Genomic DNA, 19,869 nt, shown 5'->3' on the forward strand with positions numbered 1-19,869 from the left:
CATGCCAAACTTTATAAAAGATAATATTCAAAAAACAAGTAATAATTCTTCTCGTAGCATCAAAAAATTATTAAAACAAAGATCTCTAGTCGTTGCATTTTCGCTCTTATTAACAGGTCTAGGAGCTTCAATTACAAGCATATCTTTTAAAACTGGAATCTATTTTATTAATAATTGGAGATTAGCATTATTAGACCAATTCCCATCTATTGCGGTCTTACCTATTTTTGGAGCTCTCGGAGGAGCTATTGCAGGATATTTAATCAAAAATATAGCACCTGCCGCAAAAGGTTCAGGTGTGAGTCAAATCATGGGTTTCTTAAGACATAAAAAAGTTCCAATGAATTTAAAAGTAGGATTAGTAAAGCTCATATCAGGAATTATTGCGATTGGTAGTGGATTCCCTTTGGGTCCAGAAGGTCCATCAGTTCAAATGGGAGGATCCGTAGCTTGGCAAATGGCCAAGTGGCTCAAAGCTCCTACAGCTTTCAGAAGAGTAATAGTAGCAGCAGGTGGTGGCGCCGGAATAGCTGCAGTATTTAGCGCTCCATTAGGAGGGTTTATCTATGCAATAGAGGAGTTATTAAACTCTGCTAAACCAGTAATTTTATTATTAGTAGTAATTACAACTTTTATTGCAGATTCATCTGCTGATATTATTCAAGCTTTAGGTTTAGATCCTAAAGCAGGAGGCTTTGATTTTAACCTCGGATTTTTGATTCAAAAAGAATATGACCCATCAGTTTTTTTCTTACCTGTAGATTTTATTTATTTAGTTTTACTAGGAATAATTATTGGGATATTTGCAGAATTGTACAGCAGATATGTTTTGTTAATGCAAAATCTTGGGAAAAAGTGGTATAAAAATAAATTTGTTTTAAAAATGAGTATCTGTGGACTTATTTTAGGAAGTATCTACTCTTTTTTACCCAGTACATTTCATAATTTAGATGAGTTACAGAAAATAATAGCTGAACAAAATACAAGTATTGGAATTGCTTTATTAGCAGTTTTAGTACTATTTATCACGACAGGTTTAGCTGCAGCATCCGGTGCTCCTGGAGGATTATTCTATCCAATGCTTACTTTAGGAGGGTCAATCGGACTAATAATGGGGGGCTGGGTTGAAATTGCTACAGGACATGCGCCAAGTACATACATTTTTGCGGGAATGGGGGCTTTCGTGGCAGGATGTTCGCGAACGCCAATAACAGCAATGTTTTTAGCTTTTGCTTTAACAAAAAATTTATTAATCATGAAACCTGTGTTAATCAGCTGCATTGCCAGTTTCTTGGTAGCAAGAGCTTTTAATGAAGAATCAATTTATGAAAGACAAATACAAATAGAATTAGAAGACTAAGAAACTATCTTCAATCAAAAACAGCAGTTTTGCTGTTATAGACAAATACTTGATGATTTAGATGTAATCTAACTGCTCTTGCTAAAGCTATTCTTTCAATATCTCTTCCTTTTCTAATCAAATCATCAACTTCATCCCTATGACTTACATTAACTGTACATTGCTCTATTATCGGGCCTTCATCAAGATCTTCAGTAACATAGTGAGCAGTAGCACCGATTAATTTAACACCTCTCTTCCATGCTCTATGATATGGCTGCCCGCCCTTAAATGCAGGTAAAAAAGAATGATGAATATTTATTATTGAAGAAAACTTTTTTAAAAAAGAGTCACTCAAAATTTGCATATATTTGGCTAATACAACAAGATCAATGTCATATTCTTTTAGTAAATTTAAGAATTGATCTTCAACAATAGTTTTGTCAGTTTTAAAGGTATCAATGTGGACAAATTTTGCATTAAAGTCATTTGCAATATTTTCAAGATGAGAATGATTTGAAATTATTAAAGGAACTTTCATTTTGAGTTCTCCATTTCTTACTCGCCAAAGTAAATCAATCAAACAATGATTTTGTTTACTCACGAAAATAGCAACATTTGGGATTTCATCAGAATAATTTACGTTAAATTGTCCATTTACTTCATCTGCAATTTTTTCAAATTCTTTATAAATTTCATCCCTATTAAAAGATTCATTGTTACTATTCCATTCAATTCGACTAAGAAACAAACCTGCATCTTGATCTGTATGATGATCAGAATGTTTTATGTTGCCACCGTACTTTGAAATCCAACTTGTAAGTAAACTTACGAGGCCAGGACGATCGGGACAAACAATTTTGAATATAATTGAAGGATGTTCCAAAAAATCTTTAACTATTAAGTCAAATAAGCAAGCATATCTAATATATCAATGAAAAGCTTAAAAGAAAATTCTCAAAAAGCAAACATAGTTATTATTGGTTCAGGGATTATTGGAAAATTTAACGCCTTAGAATTATCAGAATTAGGTTTCCAGGTAACGATAATAGATCCAACTGAACTCCAAAATAGTAGCAATGCAGCTTTAGGCGTGCTAATGGGTAATATGTATCAAAAAAGAAGGGGTAGAAGCTGGGATCTCAGGAAACGAAGCATTGAATTATGGCCACAATGGGTAAAGTTCCTACAAAAATTTAATTATGAATTAAATATCGAAAAACCATTAATACAACTAACTACTAATGAAGAAAAGTTTAAAAAATTAGAGAAATTTGTTTATGAAAATAATGATCCAACGTTACTAATTTTAGAAAGAGACTCAATATTAATCAAGAATATAAATAAAGCCTTCCAAACAAAAAATATAAAAGGAATGATCTCCTTCAAAGATGGAAGAATAAATGCTTCATCGTTACTTCAAACATTAGATAAATATCTAAAACATAAAAAAGTAAGTTATTTACAAGGAGAAATAATAAAAATAAGAAAATCAAACAATCAATGGATTTCTACAACAAGGAATAATGAAAATATCAAATCTGACATAGTTATTTTGTGTAATTCACTAAAAGCTATTGATTTAATAGATAGCCGATCTCACAACATCAAATTAAAACCTGTTTTAGGTCAAGCTATGGAAATTGAGATTAATGATTCAAAAATTGATTTGTTGTCGCTGCCAAAACAATTCAATATAAATGGTAAAAATATAATTCCCAAATCAAAAAATAAGCTAATTATTGGATCAACTGACGAATATAGTACTAAGCCAGAAAAAAATACATTCGAAAAACTCACAAACTTTCTCGATAAAAAACCAAGTTGGCTGGAGAAAGGAAAAATTACTAAAAAGTGGTACGGTATTAGGTCAAGACCAGATGGTGAGCCTTCACCAATAATGAAAAATCTTGAAGATGGGCTAATTATATGTACAGGTTTTTATAAAAATGGGATTTTACTAGCTCCCGCGTGTTCTAAATGGGTTGCTGATGAAATTAAAAATTACCTTTACTAATCTTTTGTTTCAGTGAAATCAGCATCGATTACATCATCTCCACCTTTTTCATTTGAATCACTCTGATCAGGACCGTCTGCTGCGCCAGGTGTTGGTGGCTGATTGCCTGGTTGCTGATAAACAGATGAACCAACTGCATAAAGTTCTTGCTGGAGTTCTTCAAGAAGTTTTTTCATTGATTCATAATCTTCTTTTGAAGTTGCTTCTTTTAAAGCATTACTTTTTTCTTCAACTTTAGACTTTGCTGCAGCATCAATTTTGTCTCCTAACTCACCAAGTTGCTTTTCTGTCTGGTAGACAAGTGTTTCGGCTTGATTTTTTAAATCAATTTTTTCTCTTTTTTCTTTATCTGCAGATGCATTTGATTCAGCATCTTTTACCATTTTTTCTACTTCATTATCAGATAGAGTAGAAGCACCAGTGATAGAAATACTTTGCTCTTTACCACTTCCTTTATCTTTAGCAGTAACACTAAGAATTCCATTTGCATCGATATCAAATGTAACTTCAATTTGCGGAACTCCTCTTGGTGCTGACGGTATTCCATCCAATCTAAAGGTTCCTAGGCTTTTGTTATCAGAAGCCATTTCTCTTTCACCCTGTAAAACGTGTATTTCAACATTTGTTTGACCGTCTACAGCAGTTGAATATGTCTCGGATTTCTTTGTAGGTACTGTAGTATTTCGATTTATCATTTTTGTCATTACTCCCCCTAGAGTCTCTACACCTAGAGAAAGTGGAGTAACGTCAAGCAACAATATATCTTTAACCTCTCCTGCTAAAACTCCTCCCTGAATTGCAGCTCCAACAGCCACTACCTCATCAGGATTAACGGTTTGATTTGGATCTTTACCAATTATTTTTTTAACTAAATCTAGAACAGCAGGTATTCTAGATGAGCCTCCGACCATAACAACTTCATCAATTTCACTAGTAGAAATTTTTGCATCGCTTATAGCTCTCTCAACTGGGGTCTTACACCTGTCAATTAAAGAAGCTGCTAGTTCTTCAAACTTTGCTCTAGTAAGGTTCAAATCTAAATGTTTTGGTCCTTCAGGCGTAGCTGTAATAAAAGGTAAATTTATCTCACTTTGCGTAGCATTTGAGAGCTCTATTTTTGCTTTTTCTGCAGCTTCAGTCAATCTTTGCAAAGCTTGCTTATCTTGTCTGAGATCAATTCCCTCATTTGATTTAAAAGTATTAGCTAAGTGATCTACAATACATCTATCAAAATCATCACCACCTAAATGTGTATCTCCAGATGTAGATAGAACTTCAGTTACTCCATCACCTGCTTCAATAACTGAGACATCAAATGTTCCTCCCCCTAAATCAAAAACAAGAATTTTTTCATTTTCTTTATCCAAACCATATGCTAAAGCCGCAGCGGTTGGTTCATTAACAATTCTGAGGACTTCTAAACCTGCAATCTTTCCAGCATCTTTAGTAGCCTGTCTTTGTGAATCATTAAAATAAGCTGGAACTGTAATTACGGCTTGTGTAACTTTTTCACCAAGGTATTTACCCGCATCATCTGCTAACTTTCTTAAAACTTGAGAACTTACCTCTTCAGGAGAAAACTGCTTATCCAAAACAGGGCATTTTAATTTGACACTAGAACCAGATTTTTCAACAGAATAACTAACTTCTTTAGATTCTTCATTAACTTCATCAACTCTTCTTCCAACAAAACGTTTTGCTGAATAAAAAGTATTTTCAGGGTTCATTACAGCCTGTCTTTTGGCTATTTGTCCAACAAGCTGATCTTGATTTTTTGTATATGCAACAACTGATGGAGTAGTTCTGAAACCCTCAGCATTTGCTATTACAGTAGGTTTACCACCTTCCATTACAGCAACACAACTATTAGTTGTTCCTAAATCAATTCCTACAACCTTACCCATGGCTATACTCTTTATATTTGTTATTCTCCATAATCGGTCATTGACGTCATTATTGTTACTCAAAGATGGGGTGTGGTTCCCGAACAGATCATTATTTTAAAGAAAAATTCTAAACATGATTTCAAGTAAGACATCTTTTATAGCATTAATCGGCAATCCGGTAAGCCATTCATTGTCACCGATTATGCAAAATGCTGCATTCCAATATTTAGGCCTAGATTTAATTTATATTGCTATCCCTTGCAAAGATGAAGATCTAGAATTGGTTCTGAATTCTTTGAAAAAAATTAATTGCAAAGGTTTAAATATTACAATTCCCCATAAAGAAAAAGTATTTAACCTATGTAGTGAAATTTCGCCTATTGCAAACAAACTGAAAGCCATTAATACCCTGAAATTAAATTCTAAAAAAGAATGGAGCGCAACTAATACTGATTTAGAAGGATTTATTTATCCATTAAAAAATTTTAACTTAGCAAGGAAAAATTCAATAGTTCTTGGCTCCGGGGGTGCAGCAAAATCTGTTATTCAAGGTTTAATAAATTTAAATCTTTCAAAAATTTCAGTAATATCACGTAACAAATCATCATTAGATAAATTAATAAAAAACTTTGAAAATCAAATTGAACTTCAGAGCTTCTTAAGTAACGATAATCAAGCTCAAAATTTAATTGAGGAAGCAGATTTAGTTGTAAATGCAACACCAGTAGGAATGAAAACAGCCAAAAATGAAATGAATTTATTGCCTTATGGAGATTATTTTTGGAGATCTCTTAACTCAAAAACAATTGTTTATGATTTAATCTATAATCCTTCTCCGACTCATCTATTAAAATTTAGTGCCAATAAAGGATGCATGACTATCGATGGTTTGCAAATGCTTGTTGCTCAGGGATTAAAATCATTATCATTTTGGACAAATGGCTTAGAAGTACCTTTTCATATTATGAATGATGCACTCAAAAATCATCTTTAAAATAATGCTAATTTTTAAGGAAATGCACATCATGATGTATCGTTATAGTTGAACAGACGCTCATGTCATCAATTATATGAGCCAAAGACCTTGTCTGAAACTATGAACGATCTACAATCTTATTACGAAACCATGTATATCCTCCGCCCAGATATTGCGGAAGATGAAGTAACTAACCACATTGATAAATACAATAAGCTTTTAGAAGAATTTGGCGGTACCATCCTCGATAGTCAAATGAGGGGTAAGAGAAGATTAGCCTATCAAATTGCAAAACATAGAGAAGGTATTTACGTCCAACTAAGTCATCAAGGAGATGGACAACATATTTTCAAAATCGAAAAAGCAATGAGACTTAGTGAAGATGTTATTAGATACATGACCGTAAAACAAGAAGGGCCTTTGCCAACTCCAAGACCCTCTACGAAGAGTTCAAGTAAAACAGATGGTAAAGAAAATCCAGAAACTAAAGTTGAATCTAAGGAAGAAAAACCAATAGTAAGCGCAGATACTTTAACTTCGGCAAAAGATGATACTGAAACTAAAGAAAAAGCAGAATCTTAAATGTTAATCTTTTATTTTTGAATTTAATTCAGCCCATATTTTATTAGACATACCCCACATATAAATAAAACCCTCCGCTAAAGAATGATTAAAAACATCCTCTTTGCTATAAGTTGCCAAATCTTCTCTGTAAAGTGAATTATTTTCCGACATTCTCCCAATAACTATTGCGTTCCCCTTATGAAGTCTAATCTTTACTCTTCCATTAACTGAAGTTTGAGTCGACGAAATAAATGAATCTAAACTATCTTTAAGAGGTCCAAACCAAAAACCTTGATAAACAAGTTGACCCCATTTTTTTTCAACTATTCCTTTAAAGTCAATAACGTCTGGGTTTAATGTAATGCTTTCTAATTCTTTATGAGCTTTGATTAAAAGCGAGAGGCCTGGTGTTTCGTAAATCTCTCTACTTTTAATTCCTACTACTCGATCTTCAATCATATCAATTCTTCCAAAACCATGCTCACCTGCGAGAAGATTAGCTTTTTTAATAATCTCTACGGGGGTTAAAGATTCATCATTAAATCCAACAGGGACGCCATTTTTAAAAATAATTTCTATTTCTTGAGGAGAATCAGGTGAGTTCTCAATAGATGATGTCATTGCAAAAATATCTTCAGGTGCTTCTTTCATTGGGTCTTCTAATATGCCTGCTTCAATACTCCTACCAAGTAAATTAACATCTATTGAATATGGTGATTTTTTTGATACAGGTGCAGGAATACCAAATTTTTCTCCGTACACTATTGCCTCTTCCCTACTCATATTCCATTCCCTTGCAGGAGTAATTATTTTTAAATCAGGACCTAAAGCATTTATAGCTAAATCAAATCGAACTTGATCATTCCCTTTACCAGTGCATCCATGAGCTACTGCATCAGCATTAAACTCTCGAGCAATATTTACAAGATTTTCTGCAATTAAAGGCCTAGCAAGAGCTGTAGATAAAGGATATTTATCTAAATATAATGCGTTTGCTCTAATGGCTGGAAAAGCGTATCTCTCAACAAAACTATTAACTAAATTGCCAACAATTGATTGAGATGCGCCAGAATTCAAAGCTTTTTGCCTAATAAGCTCTAAATCCTCGCCTTGACCAAGATCTGCGACAAAAGTAACCACTTCTGAAATTCCATATTCATTCTTTAAATAGGGAATGCAAACGCTCGTATCTACGCCACCAGAATAAGCTAGTACAACTTTTTTTGCCTGCTGCATCTAAATTTGCTCCATAAATTAAAATTTTTTGACGTAATTAAGAATTTGAAAACTTATTAAAGACTAATACTATTGTAACTAAAAGAGCTGGACCAAAAACTAGTAATAAGAGAAGAAAGTTATTAATTATTAAAACATTGGGATTCAAATATCCAAAAAGCTTTAATAATCCAGACATCAATAATGAAATTAGCCAGATAAAAAAGTATTTTAAATTTCCTTTATCAAACAAAGTTTTTAGTGTGCATTATTATGTATTATCTTATATATAGAACATTACCTATAATGGATTCAAACAAACTAAAACTTAGATTAGACGATATTTCCGAAGTCAATCCCGCTTTAACTTGCTACCACAGAGATGATCCAGCTCCTGTATTGCCATTAAGAGAGGAGCCTGATCTACTATCTTGGCTTGAAAATACAGGTAGACTCGTTGCCGAAAAAGATGGAGATTCCCAAGAGATTAGTACAATAGAGGAAGAAGAACTTTCAGCGCTAATGGGGGAAAAGGAAGATTATAAAACTGAAGAAGATCCTTCATTAGAAGATGATTGGGAAGATTAAAAAGTTTAACTTTGAATCTTTATTTATATTAAATACTTTTGCTTTAATAGTTACCTCCTATTTTTTTAATAATTTTATTTTTACAGGAGTTTTCATACTATTCTTCTTTATTTCTATTTTTACAACGAAAAATGGTCTAAAGATTATCAAAAAATTTAATTTACTTCAAAGTATTAGGTATGAAGGCCCAGCTAATCACTTTAAAAAAAGTGATACTCCAACAATGGGGGGGATTTTTATGATAATCCCTTTTTTAATTTTGCTTTTAATAATAACTATCAATGTAGGTTCTCTAAAATTAATTCTTTTATTTCTTACTATTTTTGGTTTCTTTATTACAGGATTTTTAGATGATTATTTAAGCATTAAGAAAAAAGAGAACACAGGTTTAAAAACAAAAGAGAAATTAATCTTACAAACTGTCATCTCAATAATTTTTATATTTTTCGCCTACGAAAAAAATTTAATCAGTCCATTAATAACAATTTCTGACTCCTGGGTAATAAATATGAATATTTTCATAATACCAGTTTCTTTTTTAGTACTTGTCGGCATAAGTAATTCAGTAAATTTGACTGATGGACTAGATGGATTAGCAGCTGGATGCAGTGGGATTGTCTTTTATGGATTAGGAACAGAAATATTACTGAAAGAACAGCAAGAACTTTTTGTTTTTAGCATTTTATGTTTTTCAATGTCAGGCATATGCTTAGGTTTTCTCAAGTACAATAGTTATCCTGCAAAAATATTTATGGGTGACACAGGATCTCTAAGTATAGGAGCAATTCTGGGTTCTATAGCTTTATTAACTAATAGCATTTTTACCTTATCTATTTTCTCAGGAATATTTATTATTGAATCGTTATCAGTAATGATTCAAGTAGGGTTTTTTAAAATTACAAAAAAATTATTTCATAGAGGAAAACGCATATTTTTAATGGCTCCACTACACCACCACTTTGAACTTAAAGGAGTGAAGGAACAAAAAATAGTTGAAAATTTTTGGAAAATCAACATTTTACTTGTAATTTTAGGTATAGTTTTAAAAATTAATCTTTAAAAAATTTGTTATGAATTTTTTTACATGGAAAGATAATGGGTTAACAAGTGACTGCTCAAGTCTTGATGCAATGGCATCAAGATTTGAAGAAACTGCTAACTTAATGAAAAAACTATCTAAAAAGGGCTTTAAACTAAAGAAAACTCAAAATAATCAACTAATTCTTCACCCTGATCCAAAGGTTTTTGATCAATGGGGTTTTATAAGTGAAGAAGTCCCTTTTAAACAACTTTGTTTAATGTCAGATGAAGAATAACTAGTTGAACTTGAAAATTCTTGAGTAAGCACTGATAAATAATTACGTACATGAGTGTTCCAACTAAAGTGCCTGTTAACACCCTCAATTCCATTTCTGCTCCATATTTTCCACTGATTATTATTTGATATCCCTTTTTCAAGAATAACTTTCAGCTCATCAATATCAGTAACATCAACTAGAAGTCCATTTTCACATTTTGAACGAATTTCTTTAGGTCCTCCATCATTTGTTGATATTATTGGTAATCCACATGAAGAAGCTTCAAGAAGAGTTAAACCAAAAGGCTCTGTTAAAGCTGGATTTACAAATACGCCACCTCTGCTAGCAGCCCACCTATATAAAGCAGGAATCTGACTTGGAAAATGTTTTTTTGGATAAGCTACCTTTCCATACAAATTATATTTATCAATTGTTTCAAAAATATTATTAAAAACATCTTTTTGTTGAGGGTCAAGTTTTGAAGTACTATCTCTACAACCCAAAATCAAAATTAAATTAGTTTTTCTTTGTAATTTTTCAGATCTTCCATATGCTTCAATCAAAGATGGAATATTTTTTCTTCGTACAGCTCTAGAAATAGACAAAAATGGAGGTTTAGAAGAATCCTTGAGAAAAGGTTTCATCATGTTATCAATTTCGGCTGTCTCGCTTGTGGAGTGAATATGGTGAAATTTATTATGATCGACACCAGGCGGAATAACTTTAGCTTTATGAGGTGAAAAAGAAGAATATTGGGAATATTGATACACTGACTCTTGTTTAGTGCTTGTAACGACAATATCTGCAGATTTCAATGCTTTTTCTTCTGCCTCAATTCTTTTACTCATAGAATAAAGTTTTTCTATTTGATTATTTTTTAAACCAGTATCAAGTAATTTCCTTTTTTTCTCTCTTCCTAGAGAATGACCAGTAAATATAAGAGGAACCTTGAGGGATTTACTTAGTTTAACTCCTACATAACCAGCATCTGCATAATGTGCATGAATAAAATTAGGCTTTTTGTTGTTTTTATAGTAAGAAATCAGTTTTTCAGTTAAATGATCTAAATAAGGCCAAAGCAATTCCTTTCTTAAATATTTATTAGGTCCAAATTTGAATCTTAAAATTCTAACTCCAGGTTCTACAAATTCTTCTTCTTGAGAATATTCATCTTCTACTTTAGGGTCTTTTATTAAACGAGTAACTAAATCAACTTGATCAACTTCTGAAGTATTAGCCAGACTTTTAATTAACTCAAAAACGTATTGTGTTTGCCCTCCTGTATCTGCATCTCTGCCTAACTCAAGATTTTTAGAACGTATAAGACCATGTAAATGTAAATGTAAAAATTTTAACCTCATTCAGCAAATCCTCCGACAAACGGCCTTTAATACAAATAAGCTGAATTTTCAAAGGAAATATTAAGAAAGCATTATGATTTGAAACTTTTTTTATATAAAAGTTTTCAAAAAAGCAGTTATAGAGGAGTTTTATGGCCGTTTAAAAAAGAATTTGGTTTTGCAGAAAAAATTAAAATAAAAAGAAATACAACAAGGATTTACTTATTTCAGAACCTTTTTAAGATACTTTGCTGTATGACTTATAGGATTTTTAGCTACATCCTCAGGAATACCTTCTGCAATTATTTCTCCTCCTTTGTTCCCTCCATCAGGTCCTAAATCGATTATCCAATCTGAACATCTAATAACATCTAAATTATGTTCAATAACAATTACTGAATTCCCTTTATCTACCAAACGTTGTATCACATCCATTAATTTATGAACATCATAAAAACTTAACCCTGTAGTTGGTTCATCAATCAAATATAATGTTTTTCCAGTAGCCCTTTTTGACAGTTCCGTGGCTAACTTAACTCTTTGAGCCTCTCCACCAGATAATGTAGGAGCTGGCTGGCCTAGTTTGACGTATCCTAGGCCAACATCAACCAATGTAGATAATCTTTCAGCAGCTTGAGGTATAGCAGAAAAAGTTTCTGCAGCTTGTTCAACAGTCATCTCTAGAACATCAGATATATTGAAACCTTTATATTTAACTTGAAGAGTTTCTCTATTAAAACGAGCTCCTTTGCATACTTCACATTGAACATACACATCAGGTAAAAAATTCATTTCAATAACATTGACTCCCTGGCCTTTACAAGCTTCGCATCTTCCTCCTTTCACATTAAAGCTAAATTGACCAGCCTGATAACCTCTTGCTTTTGCTTCTACTGTGGCAGTAAATATCTGCCTTATAGGGTCAAAAGCACCTGTATATGTAGCAGGATTTGATCTAGGGGTTCTTCCTATTGGAGATTGATCAATAACGATAACTTTATCAATTGCCTTTATACCCTTTAACTCTTTTACACCTTGGGGAAAAGGAACTTTTAATCCTAGAGAATGGCACAATGCAGGATGAAGTAATTCATTTATCAAAGTGCTCTTTCCACTTCCACTTACACCAGTTACAGAAACTAACCTTCCTAAAGGAAATTCTACAGAAATATTTTTTAAATTATTTTTAGAGCAATTATTTAAAATTAAACTTTTTTTTACAGATGATCTACGTTCTTTTGGAGTAGGAATTGACTTCCTACCACTGAGATATGCTCCAGTTAATGACCTTTCTGAATTTAAGACATCTTGATAAGATCCTTTAGCAATTATTTCCCCACCATAAACACCTGCCCCTGGACCAATATCTACTAGATAATCTGCGGATTTCATAGTATCTTCATCATGTTCAACCACAACCAAAGTATTTCCCAAGTCTCTTAAGCTTTTTAAGGTTTCTAATAATCTGTCATTGTCTCTCTGATGCAAACCAATACTTGGTTCATCTAAAACATATAAAACACCAGTAAGACCTGCTCCTATTTGAGTAGCCAATCTAATACGCTGAGCCTCACCACCAGACAAAGTCATAGCTGGTCTATCTAAAGTCAAATAATCTAAACCAACATTAATTAAAAACTTTAAACGTAAACGAATCTCTTTTAAAACCAATTCACCTATTTGCTTTTGTTTTTCTGATAAAGATATATTTTCTTTCTTTGTCTTTCCTAAACCCATGATGCGCTCTACGTGATTTAGGGTTTCAGAAACACTTATAGAGGTTAAGTCAGTAATGTTGTATGGACCAAGTTTAACGGCCAAAGCCTCAGGTCTTAATCTTTTTCCAGAACATGTCTTACAGGGTACTAATTCTAGATACTTTTCTAATTTTTGTTTAACTGATTCTCCATTGGCTTCATTCAATTGCCTTTCTAATATTGGTAAAATCCCCTCAAAAGGTCTTTCAAAACCACTAGAGGTTTTAAAACGACTATCAGCTTGAATTAATATTGGTTTATCTGATCCCAAAAGTAGTACTTGTTTTTGCAAATCACTTAAATCTTTCCAAGGAGTTTTTAATTCAAAACCATAAGCTTGACCTACAGAATAAAGTAAAGAGAAGTAATAGGTATTATCTTTCTCACTCCAAGGAGCTATTGCAGCATAAACAGGCAATGTTTTATCAGGTATGACTCTATCTGCAGTAAATTTTTTTAAGTAACCAATCCCATGGCAATCTGGACAGGCACCATATGGGCTATTAAAAGAAAATAATCTAGGAGAAAGTTCTTCAACAATTGAGCCATGTACAGGACATGCATAATTTTCTGAGTAAAGTTTTTCTCTTTCTAAGTTAGAAGGTAAATTTTCTCCTTTTTTTGGAACAACTTCTACTATTGCTAAACCATCGCCTCTTTTGAGACAAGTTTGTAGTGAATCATTTAATCTTTCTTGTATTCCTTCTCTTGCAATTAATCTATCAACTACTACCTCAATATTATGAATTTGATTTTTATCTAATTCAATACTATCAGCAAGTTCTCTTACTTCTCCATTGATTCTTACTCTAGCAAATCCTTCAGCCGCTAGTCCGCTTATTAATTTTGTATGTGTTCCTTTCTTACCTCTTACAACAGGAGCTAACAATTGGTACCTTGTTCCTTCAGGTAAAAGAAGAATTTGATCCACCATTTCATCAATTGTTTGAGGCGCAATTGGAATCCCACAGTGGTGACAATGCGGCTCACCAGCACGACCAAATAATAATCTTAAATAATCTTGTATTTCTGTTACTGTTCCAACTGTTGATCGTGGATTATGACTTGTAGATTTTTGATCAATTGATATAGCAGGTGATAAACCTTCAATATTGTCAACATCTGGTTTATCTACTTGACCCAAAAATTGCCTTGCGTATGCAGAAAGGCTCTCGACATATCTTCTTTGACCTTCAGCAAAAATAGTATCAAAAGCCAGAGAACTCTTACCACTTCCACTCACACCTGTAAAAACTATAAATTTATTCCTAGGTAGAGAAAGATCAATATTTTTTAAATTATGCTGGCGAGCTCCCCTTATAATAATTGAATTATCTTTTCCAAAACTACTAGCAACTTTATTAACCATGTTTAAATCTAAAATTATGATTTAAAAAGGTTATTATAGTAGAATTTTTTGAATTTTACGCAGCTGAGCGATCAAGAAGTTTAGAAGCATATTCGTTTACTTCGCATGAACCCCCACCTATAAGTTCTATTAGTTCATTTTTTCTTTGATTTTTTGTAGTTAGCTTTGTAATTGAAGTATAAGTTATTCCATTTATTACGTTTTTATTAACTTTGAAATGAGCTGATCCCCTAGCAGCTAGGAATGGCTGATGTGTAATACATAAGACTTGTTGATTTTTAGAAATTTCTTTAATCAGCTCAACCAGAGAAAATAGAGATTTACCACTTAAACCACTATCAATTTCATCTAAAAAGAAAGTATTGGATTGTTTAGAAATACTAGATTTAATAGCTAATAAAAATCTTGACATTTCTCCGCCAGAAATAACATTTGATAATGTAGCAAGCTTCTGATCAGGATTAGCCGAAAACAAAAATTTAATATCGTCAATTCCCTCGCCAGAGGGCTTGCATTCAGAAAATTGAATTGAAAAATTTGCATTTTCTAAACCTAAATTGCTTAAAATTGACATTACTGAATTTTGTAAATATTTAGCAATTTTTTTTCTTTCAGTAGATTGAATAACAAATAAAGAATTTAAATTACTTTGCAAATTTTCAATTTGAGCTTTAATCCTGCAAATTTCATTATCTTGATCATTTTGTTGAAAATACGTCTTTAATTGATCGCGCTTTTCAATTAATTGAGTTAAATCCAATGAAAAAGTTCTCTCTAAGTTTTTTAAAAAGAATAATCTTTTTTGTATTTCTGGAAGAGTAGATTCATTATGATCTAAATCTTGTATATATGAGTTTAAAGCGAAAATTAAATCTTCAACATTGGTTTGAATATCTAATAAATTTTCTCTAAACTCTTGAATTTTTAAATCAAAATCTGCAGTTCTATTTAAATTTTTTATTGATTGGTTTATTAAAGATGCTACTGATGGTTGATCATGTCTAAAATTATTTAAATTATCTAAAGATGATTGAATTGAATTATTTATTTCGAGGTTATTAACAAGTTTTTTTTCTAATAACTCTAATTCTAAGATTTCCTGACTTGAGTCTAAATTAGCTTCCTCTAGAGTTTTCAATATTTGTTTAGTCATTAAGTTATTTTCTTCTTGCTTCTTAGAGGACTCAATTTTTTCATTCATTAATCCTTTTAAAACCTGACTTTCATCCCATATATTTTTAATCTTTGCATTTGTATCTTTCAATTCCTGCGCACATAAATCATCAAGAATCATTCTTCGCTTTTCTTGAGAATCAAATATACAAGTATCAGATTGACCTGCAAAATCTATTAATAATTGTCCAAGTTCTTCTAATAATTTTTTATTAATTGATAAATTGTTAAGGGTATATTTAGATAAAACTTTATTATTTTTTCTATAGGATATTCTTTTGATATTTAAAACTGAATTACTTTTGAAACCATTACTAATTAGCCAGTTATTGATTTGAAAAGAAGAAGAAAATATTGCATCTATAGAACAATGATCTTTTCCTGGACGTATTAAGTGCTTTAAAGGTATATTAGTTCCACCAAATAAAACATTTAAGGAATCTAAAATTAGTGATTTTCCTGAGCCAGAATCCCCAGTAATAATGTTCAAACCTTTTTCAAAATTAATTTCTATAATCTCTATTAAGGCAATATTCTCTATTTTTAATTGTATTAGCATGATAAATCTTCCATATAAAAAAATTAACTTCTTTTTTAAAAAAATAAAGGTCTTTAATATATAAAGTTATGAAAGAAGATTTTACTGATTTTATTGAGGTATCTGGACTTCTGGATTATGATCCAGAAACTATATCTAAAATTTATAAAAAGAATCCAAAAAGGCTTTTAAAAAGACTTTGGCAAACACTCATACCTATATTTGTATATTTATTTGCTGTTGGGTGGGATAAACTGACCGGTAGATTAAAAAACAAAGAAAAAGCAAGATTTAGAGCAAAAGAATTAACAAATTTATTAGTAGAACTTGGCCCAGCATTTGTCAAAGCGGGTCAGGCTTTATCAACAAGACCAGATATCATTCCAGGGATTCTTCTTGAAGAATTATCTGAATTACAAGATCAACTTCCAGGTTTTGACGGAGATAAAGCTATGGAATTAATAGAAGAAGATTTAAGATCAAAAGTTGATGAAATTTTTTTAGAAATTGATAAAGAACCAATTTCTGCAGCTTCTTTAGGACAAGTACACAAAGCGAAACTAAAGAATGAAGAAGTTGTTGCGGTTAAAGTCCAACGACCAGGTTTAAGAGAACAAATAACTTTAGATCTTTACATAGTAAGAAATATTGCCTACTGGTTAAAAAACAATGTGGGATTAATAAGAAGCGATCTCGTGGCATTAATCGATGAATTAGGCAAAAGAGTTTTTGAAGAGATGGATTATTTAAATGAAGCTGAAAATGCTGAAAAATTTAGAAATATGCATGAACATAACCAAATGATTGCTGTACCAAAAATTTATAAAGAAATTACTTCAAGAAGGGTTTTAACTATGGAGTGGATTGATGGTACAAAATTAACCAATCTAGAAGATGTAAAAAAATTAGGAATTGACCCGGACAAAATGATTGATATTGGGGTGCAGTGCAGTTTAGAACAACTTTTAGAACATGGTTTTTTTCATGCTGACCCTCATCCAGGAAATTTATTAGCTCTGAAAGATGGAAGATTATGTTATCTAGATTTCGGAATGATGAGTGAAGTTTCTAGAGATTCAAGGTCTGGCTTAATACAAGCAGTTGTACATTTGGTTAATAAAAATTTTGATAAACTTTCTCAAGATTTCGTAAAATTAGGATTTTTATCAGAAGAAGTAAACCTAGAACCCATTGTTCCAGCATTCCAAGATGTCTTTATCAACGCAGTTGAACAAGGGGTTTCAAAGATGGATTTTAAAAGCGTTACAGACGACATGTCTGGGGTAATGTATAAATTCCCTTTCAGATTACCTCCATACTATGCCCTTATAATAAGGTCTCTACTTACATTAGAAGGAATTGCGTTAAGCGTAGACCCAAACTTTAAAATATTAGGTGCAGCTTATCCATATTTTGCAAGAAGATTGATGGAAGATCCTGATCCACAGTTAAGAGAAAGCTTGAAAGAAATGCTTTTTGATAATAAAAAATTCAAATGGGACCGCTTGGAAGATCTACTATCTAATGCCGCAAAGCAAACAAATCTTAATTTGGAGAAACTATTAGACGAAGTCATAAATCTGCTTTTTTCTCCAAAAGGGGGATTTCTTAGAGATGAAATAATTGAAGGCTTAACAAATCAAATAGATTTATTTAGTCTAAAAATATTAAAAAATTTAAATAACTACCTACCAAGCTCGATTAAATTAAATACGACTAATGAAAGTAATAATTTAAATGACCTTATAATTTATATAGAACCATTTAAAAACTTTTTAGAAATTATTCAAAAAGTTCCTGGCTACTCAATTGATATTTTTCTAAAAAGAATTCCCCGTCTTTTAAATGAACCTTATACAAAAGAAATGAGTATAAAAATTGCAAAAAAAGTTACAGAAAAAAGTGTAGTGAGACTTGTAAAGATTGCAGCAGGTACAAATATTTAAAATGAAATTTAGTAAATATTTATTAATTAAAATATTTTTTGTTCTAATTAGTTTTCAATCACTTTTTTATGTTTCAAAAACTAATGCTGCTGAAGAAATTAAGATCATTTACAATATATTTTCAAGAACAGTTCAAGTAAATTCATTAAAATCATTTGCCGAAGAAGGTAATTCAACAAAAAAATTAAGAAAAATTTTAAAAGCAACAGGATCTACTGATAATGAAATTAGAAAAGTATTAAATAAGGATTTTGAAATCCCTATTACTATTGCAAGCAAATTAGTATATTCAGAGATAGGAAATGTTATTTTAACGAGACTTTCTTCTATTATTCATCCAACAAGAGCAAATGATTCAAGAACAGGCATGTTAGCCCTTAGATCAAGTATTATCCAGGGCATTAATATAGGAAATGGAAAAATAAATCTTATAAGATTTTTTGAAGGATATCCAACTAAAACTGTTATTTTGGATGTCAACGCTTTAAGCAAAGTTATGAATAAAGTAGAATCAATATCAGAATTATTAGATTTTTTTACAAATTCTCCTCTAGAAAAAATTAAAACAAATTAAACAACTATGGTGTTAATTAATAAAATCAAAAATAAACTACGTATCAATTACAAAAAGAAAAGATGGCCAGGTTTAATTGAAGCTTATAAACAATACCTTCCTGTTTCAAAAAAAACACCTATTATCTCTCTTAATGAAGGAAATACTCCACTAATTCTCAGTGACAGAATCAGTAAGTTAGTTGGAAATGGAACGAAAGTTTATTTAAAATATGATGGACTCAATCCTACAGGATCTTTTAAAGATCGGGGAATGACAATGGCCATCAGCAAAGCAAAAGAAGAAGGTCGTGAAGCAGTAATTTGTGCAAGTACTGGAAACACTTCTGCAGCTGCAGCAGCATATGCATCTAGAGGTGGATTAAAACCTTATGTTTTAATCCCAGAAGGTTTTGTCGCACAAGGAAAGCTTGCACAAGCTTTAATGTATGGAGCAGAGATTATATCTATCGATGGAAACTTTGATAAAGCTTTAGAAATTGTAAGAGATTTATCATCAGAACATCCTGTAGAACTTGTTAACTCTGTTAATCCATATCGAATTCAAGGTCAAAAGACAGGAGCCTTTGAAATAGTTGATGACCTAGGCATTGCACCTGATTGGCTTTGTATCCCAATGGGCAATGCAGGAAATATAACTGCTTATTGGTTAGGTTTTAAAGAATATTCAAAAATAAAAAGAAATATAAAATTACCAATTATGATGGGATTTCAATCTGAAGGTTCTGCTCCCTTAGTACAGAACATAATAGTTAAAAATCCTGAAACAATTGCTACAGCAATAAGAATTGGGAATCCTGTTAACAGAGAAAAAGCAAAACTAGTAAGAAAAGAAAGTAAAGGAGATTTTCAATCAGTTAGAGATGAAGAAATAATCAATGCTTATAAAATCCTTGCAAAAGAGGGAATATTTTGTGAACCTGCCAGTGCAGCATCAGTTGCTGGACTCATAAAAAATAAAAATAGAATTCAGAAAGAATCTACTATTGTTTGTGTTCTTACTGGAAATGGTTTAAAAGATCCCGATTGTGCTATTACCAACAATGATGCGATTTTCAGAAAAAATATTGAACCTTCATTAAAAAATATAACGAAAATATTGGGATATTAAGAACCACAAAAAATTCTGTCTGTGGAAATAAATTAAAAACTTAATTTATCTGTTGATAAAAATATTAAAAGTTATCCACTTTGTTAATTAGTTTTTTCAGAAGTCAAAATTTAAATTTTTATTTAACAAATAATTTTTTTTTTCCACCTTTAAAAAAGACTATAAATCAAGTAAATAAA

Annotated in this window: 16 protein-coding genes; 10 read left to right on the plus strand and 6 right to left on the minus strand. The window is 31.5% G+C overall.

All coding sequences use genetic code 11. The features are described 5' to 3' along the window. The first annotated feature begins 1 nt into the window (after position 1). Complete coding sequence (locus HA151_RS09210; protein WP_209107128.1) at positions 2–1,360, plus strand: ClC family H(+)/Cl(-) exchange transporter; 1,359 nt, start codon at positions 2–4, stop codon at positions 1,358–1,360. A 10-nt stretch (positions 1,361–1,370) separates the two neighbouring features. Here the strand turns inward: HA151_RS09210 and purU are convergent, their stop codons facing one another. Beyond that, positions 1,371–2,225 carry a formyltetrahydrofolate deformylase gene (purU, locus tag HA151_RS09215; RefSeq protein WP_209107129.1) on the minus strand — a complete coding sequence of 285 codons (855 nt, stop codon included), beginning with the start codon at positions 2,223–2,225 and terminating at the stop codon, positions 1,371–1,373. 48 nt (positions 2,226–2,273) lie between these two features. On the opposite strand from purU, the gene HA151_RS09220 reads away from it, so the two are divergent. Beyond that, entirely contained in the window at positions 2,274–3,356 is a 1,083-nt protein-coding gene (locus HA151_RS09220) for an FAD-dependent oxidoreductase (protein WP_209107130.1), read from the plus strand. Here the strand turns inward: HA151_RS09220 and dnaK are convergent. Next, the gene (gene dnaK / locus HA151_RS09225; RefSeq protein WP_209107169.1) at positions 3,353–5,260 is read right to left on the minus strand and encodes a molecular chaperone DnaK; all 1,908 of its coding nucleotides are present in this window, start codon (positions 5,258–5,260) and stop codon (positions 3,353–3,355) included. The genes HA151_RS09220 and dnaK overlap by 4 nt on opposite strands. A gap of 115 nt (positions 5,261–5,375) precedes the next feature. On the opposite strand from dnaK, the gene HA151_RS09230 reads away from it, so the two are divergent. Continuing rightward, the gene (locus HA151_RS09230) at positions 5,376–6,236 is read left to right on the plus strand and encodes a shikimate dehydrogenase (protein WP_209107131.1); all 861 of its coding nucleotides are present in this window, start codon (positions 5,376–5,378) and stop codon (positions 6,234–6,236) included. Positions 6,237–6,338: 102 nt separating this feature from the next. Continuing rightward, positions 6,339–6,800, plus strand: coding sequence for a 30S ribosomal protein S6 (rpsF, locus tag HA151_RS09235; protein WP_209107132.1), 462 nt, complete (start codon positions 6,339–6,341; stop codon positions 6,798–6,800). Positions 6,801–6,803: 3 nt separating this feature from the next. Here the strand turns inward: rpsF and HA151_RS09240 are convergent, their stop codons facing one another. Next, a complete protein-coding gene (locus HA151_RS09240) occupies positions 6,804–8,018 on the minus strand; it encodes an argininosuccinate synthase (RefSeq protein ID WP_209107133.1) in 1,215 nt (404 codons plus the stop codon). Between the two features lie 285 nt (positions 8,019–8,303). Between HA151_RS09240 and HA151_RS09245 the strand changes: the two genes are divergently transcribed. Genes HA151_RS09245 through HA151_RS09255 form a run of 3 tightly spaced genes read left to right on the plus strand, consistent with a single transcriptional unit; the run spans position 8,304 to position 9,901 of the window. Beyond that, positions 8,304–8,585: a DUF3134 family protein gene (locus HA151_RS09245; protein ID WP_025923746.1), complete on the plus strand. Its 282-nt coding sequence runs from the start codon at positions 8,304–8,306 to the stop codon at positions 8,583–8,585. Next, the gene (gene mraY, locus HA151_RS09250; RefSeq protein WP_209107134.1) at positions 8,569–9,645 is read left to right on the plus strand and encodes a phospho-N-acetylmuramoyl-pentapeptide-transferase; all 1,077 of its coding nucleotides are present in this window, start codon (positions 8,569–8,571) and stop codon (positions 9,643–9,645) included. Before HA151_RS09245 ends, mraY begins: the two co-directional genes overlap by 17 nt. A 10-nt stretch (positions 9,646–9,655) precedes the next feature. Then, positions 9,656–9,901: a hypothetical protein gene (locus HA151_RS09255; RefSeq protein WP_032516209.1), complete on the plus strand. Its 246-nt coding sequence runs from the start codon at positions 9,656–9,658 to the stop codon at positions 9,899–9,901. Here the strand turns inward: HA151_RS09255 and HA151_RS09260 are convergent. The 3 genes from HA151_RS09260 to HA151_RS09270 form a co-directional block, all read right to left on the minus strand. Continuing rightward, positions 9,835–11,244, minus strand: coding sequence for a glycosyltransferase (locus tag HA151_RS09260; protein ID WP_209107135.1), 1,410 nt, complete (start codon positions 11,242–11,244; stop codon positions 9,835–9,837). The two genes, HA151_RS09255 and HA151_RS09260, sit on opposite strands and share 67 nt — an antisense overlap. Positions 11,245–11,445: 201 nt before the next feature. Beyond that, on the minus strand, positions 11,446–14,349 hold the full coding sequence (gene uvrA / locus HA151_RS09265; RefSeq protein ID WP_209107136.1) for an excinuclease ABC subunit UvrA: 2,904 nt from the start codon (positions 14,347–14,349) through the stop codon (positions 11,446–11,448). 55 nt (positions 14,350–14,404) lie between these two features. Further along, entirely contained in the window at positions 14,405–16,081 is a 1,677-nt protein-coding gene (locus tag HA151_RS09270; RefSeq protein ID WP_209107137.1) for an AAA family ATPase, read from the minus strand. 68 nt (positions 16,082–16,149) lie between these two features. Here HA151_RS09270 and HA151_RS09275 point away from each other — a divergent pair, with 68 nt between their 5' ends. The 3 genes from HA151_RS09275 to thrC are packed head-to-tail and all read left to right on the plus strand — an operon-like array spanning position 16,150 to position 19,690. Further along, positions 16,150–18,006, plus strand: a complete 1,857-nt coding sequence (locus HA151_RS09275) for an ABC1 kinase family protein (RefSeq protein WP_209107138.1) — start codon at positions 16,150–16,152, stop codon at positions 18,004–18,006. A 1-nt stretch (position 18,007) separates the two neighbouring features. Next, complete coding sequence (locus tag HA151_RS09280) at positions 18,008–18,580, plus strand: alpha/beta hydrolase (protein ID WP_209107139.1); 573 nt, start codon at positions 18,008–18,010, stop codon at positions 18,578–18,580. Between the two features lie 6 nt (positions 18,581–18,586). Continuing rightward, entirely contained in the window at positions 18,587–19,690 is a 1,104-nt protein-coding gene (gene thrC, locus HA151_RS09285; protein ID WP_209107140.1) for a threonine synthase, read from the plus strand. Positions 19,691–19,869 lie beyond the last annotated feature (179 nt).

This window comes from Prochlorococcus marinus XMU1419 (assembly GCF_017695955.1).
GTDB classification, from domain to species: Bacteria; Cyanobacteriota; Cyanobacteriia; order PCC-6307; family Cyanobiaceae; genus Prochlorococcus_A; species Prochlorococcus_A marinus_AD.

Bases quoted from the DNA above. Each gene is read 5' to 3' on its own strand.
- HA151_RS09210 (WP_209107128.1), top strand. From the start codon at position 2: ATGCCAAACTTTATAAAAGATAATATTCAAAAAACAAGTAATAATTCT.
- HA151_RS09220 (WP_209107130.1), top strand. From the start codon at position 2,274: ATGAAAAGCTTAAAAGAAAATTCTCAAAAAGCAAACATAGTTATTATT.
- dnaK (WP_209107169.1), bottom strand. From the start codon at position 5,260: ATGGGTAAGGTTGTAGGAATTGATTTAGGAACAACTAATAGTTGTGTT.
- HA151_RS09230 (WP_209107131.1), top strand. From the start codon at position 5,376: ATGATTTCAAGTAAGACATCTTTTATAGCATTAATCGGCAATCCGGTA.
- rpsF (WP_209107132.1), top strand. From the start codon at position 6,339: ATGAACGATCTACAATCTTATTACGAAACCATGTATATCCTCCGCCCA.
- HA151_RS09240 (WP_209107133.1), bottom strand. From the start codon at position 8,018: ATGCAGCAGGCAAAAAAAGTTGTACTAGCTTATTCTGGTGGCGTAGAT.
- HA151_RS09245 (WP_025923746.1), top strand. From the start codon at position 8,304: ATGGATTCAAACAAACTAAAACTTAGATTAGACGATATTTCCGAAGTC.
- mraY (WP_209107134.1), top strand. From the start codon at position 8,569: ATGATTGGGAAGATTAAAAAGTTTAACTTTGAATCTTTATTTATATTA.
- HA151_RS09255 (WP_032516209.1), top strand. From the start codon at position 9,656: ATGAATTTTTTTACATGGAAAGATAATGGGTTAACAAGTGACTGCTCA.
- HA151_RS09260 (WP_209107135.1), bottom strand. From the start codon at position 11,244: ATGAGGTTAAAATTTTTACATTTACATTTACATGGTCTTATACGTTCT.
- uvrA (WP_209107136.1), bottom strand. From the start codon at position 14,349: ATGGTTAATAAAGTTGCTAGTAGTTTTGGAAAAGATAATTCAATTATT.
- HA151_RS09270 (WP_209107137.1), bottom strand. From the start codon at position 16,081: ATGCTAATACAATTAAAAATAGAGAATATTGCCTTAATAGAGATTATA.
- HA151_RS09275 (WP_209107138.1), top strand. From the start codon at position 16,150: ATGAAAGAAGATTTTACTGATTTTATTGAGGTATCTGGACTTCTGGAT.
- HA151_RS09280 (WP_209107139.1), top strand. From the start codon at position 18,008: ATGAAATTTAGTAAATATTTATTAATTAAAATATTTTTTGTTCTAATT.
- thrC (WP_209107140.1), top strand. From the start codon at position 18,587: ATGGTGTTAATTAATAAAATCAAAAATAAACTACGTATCAATTACAAA.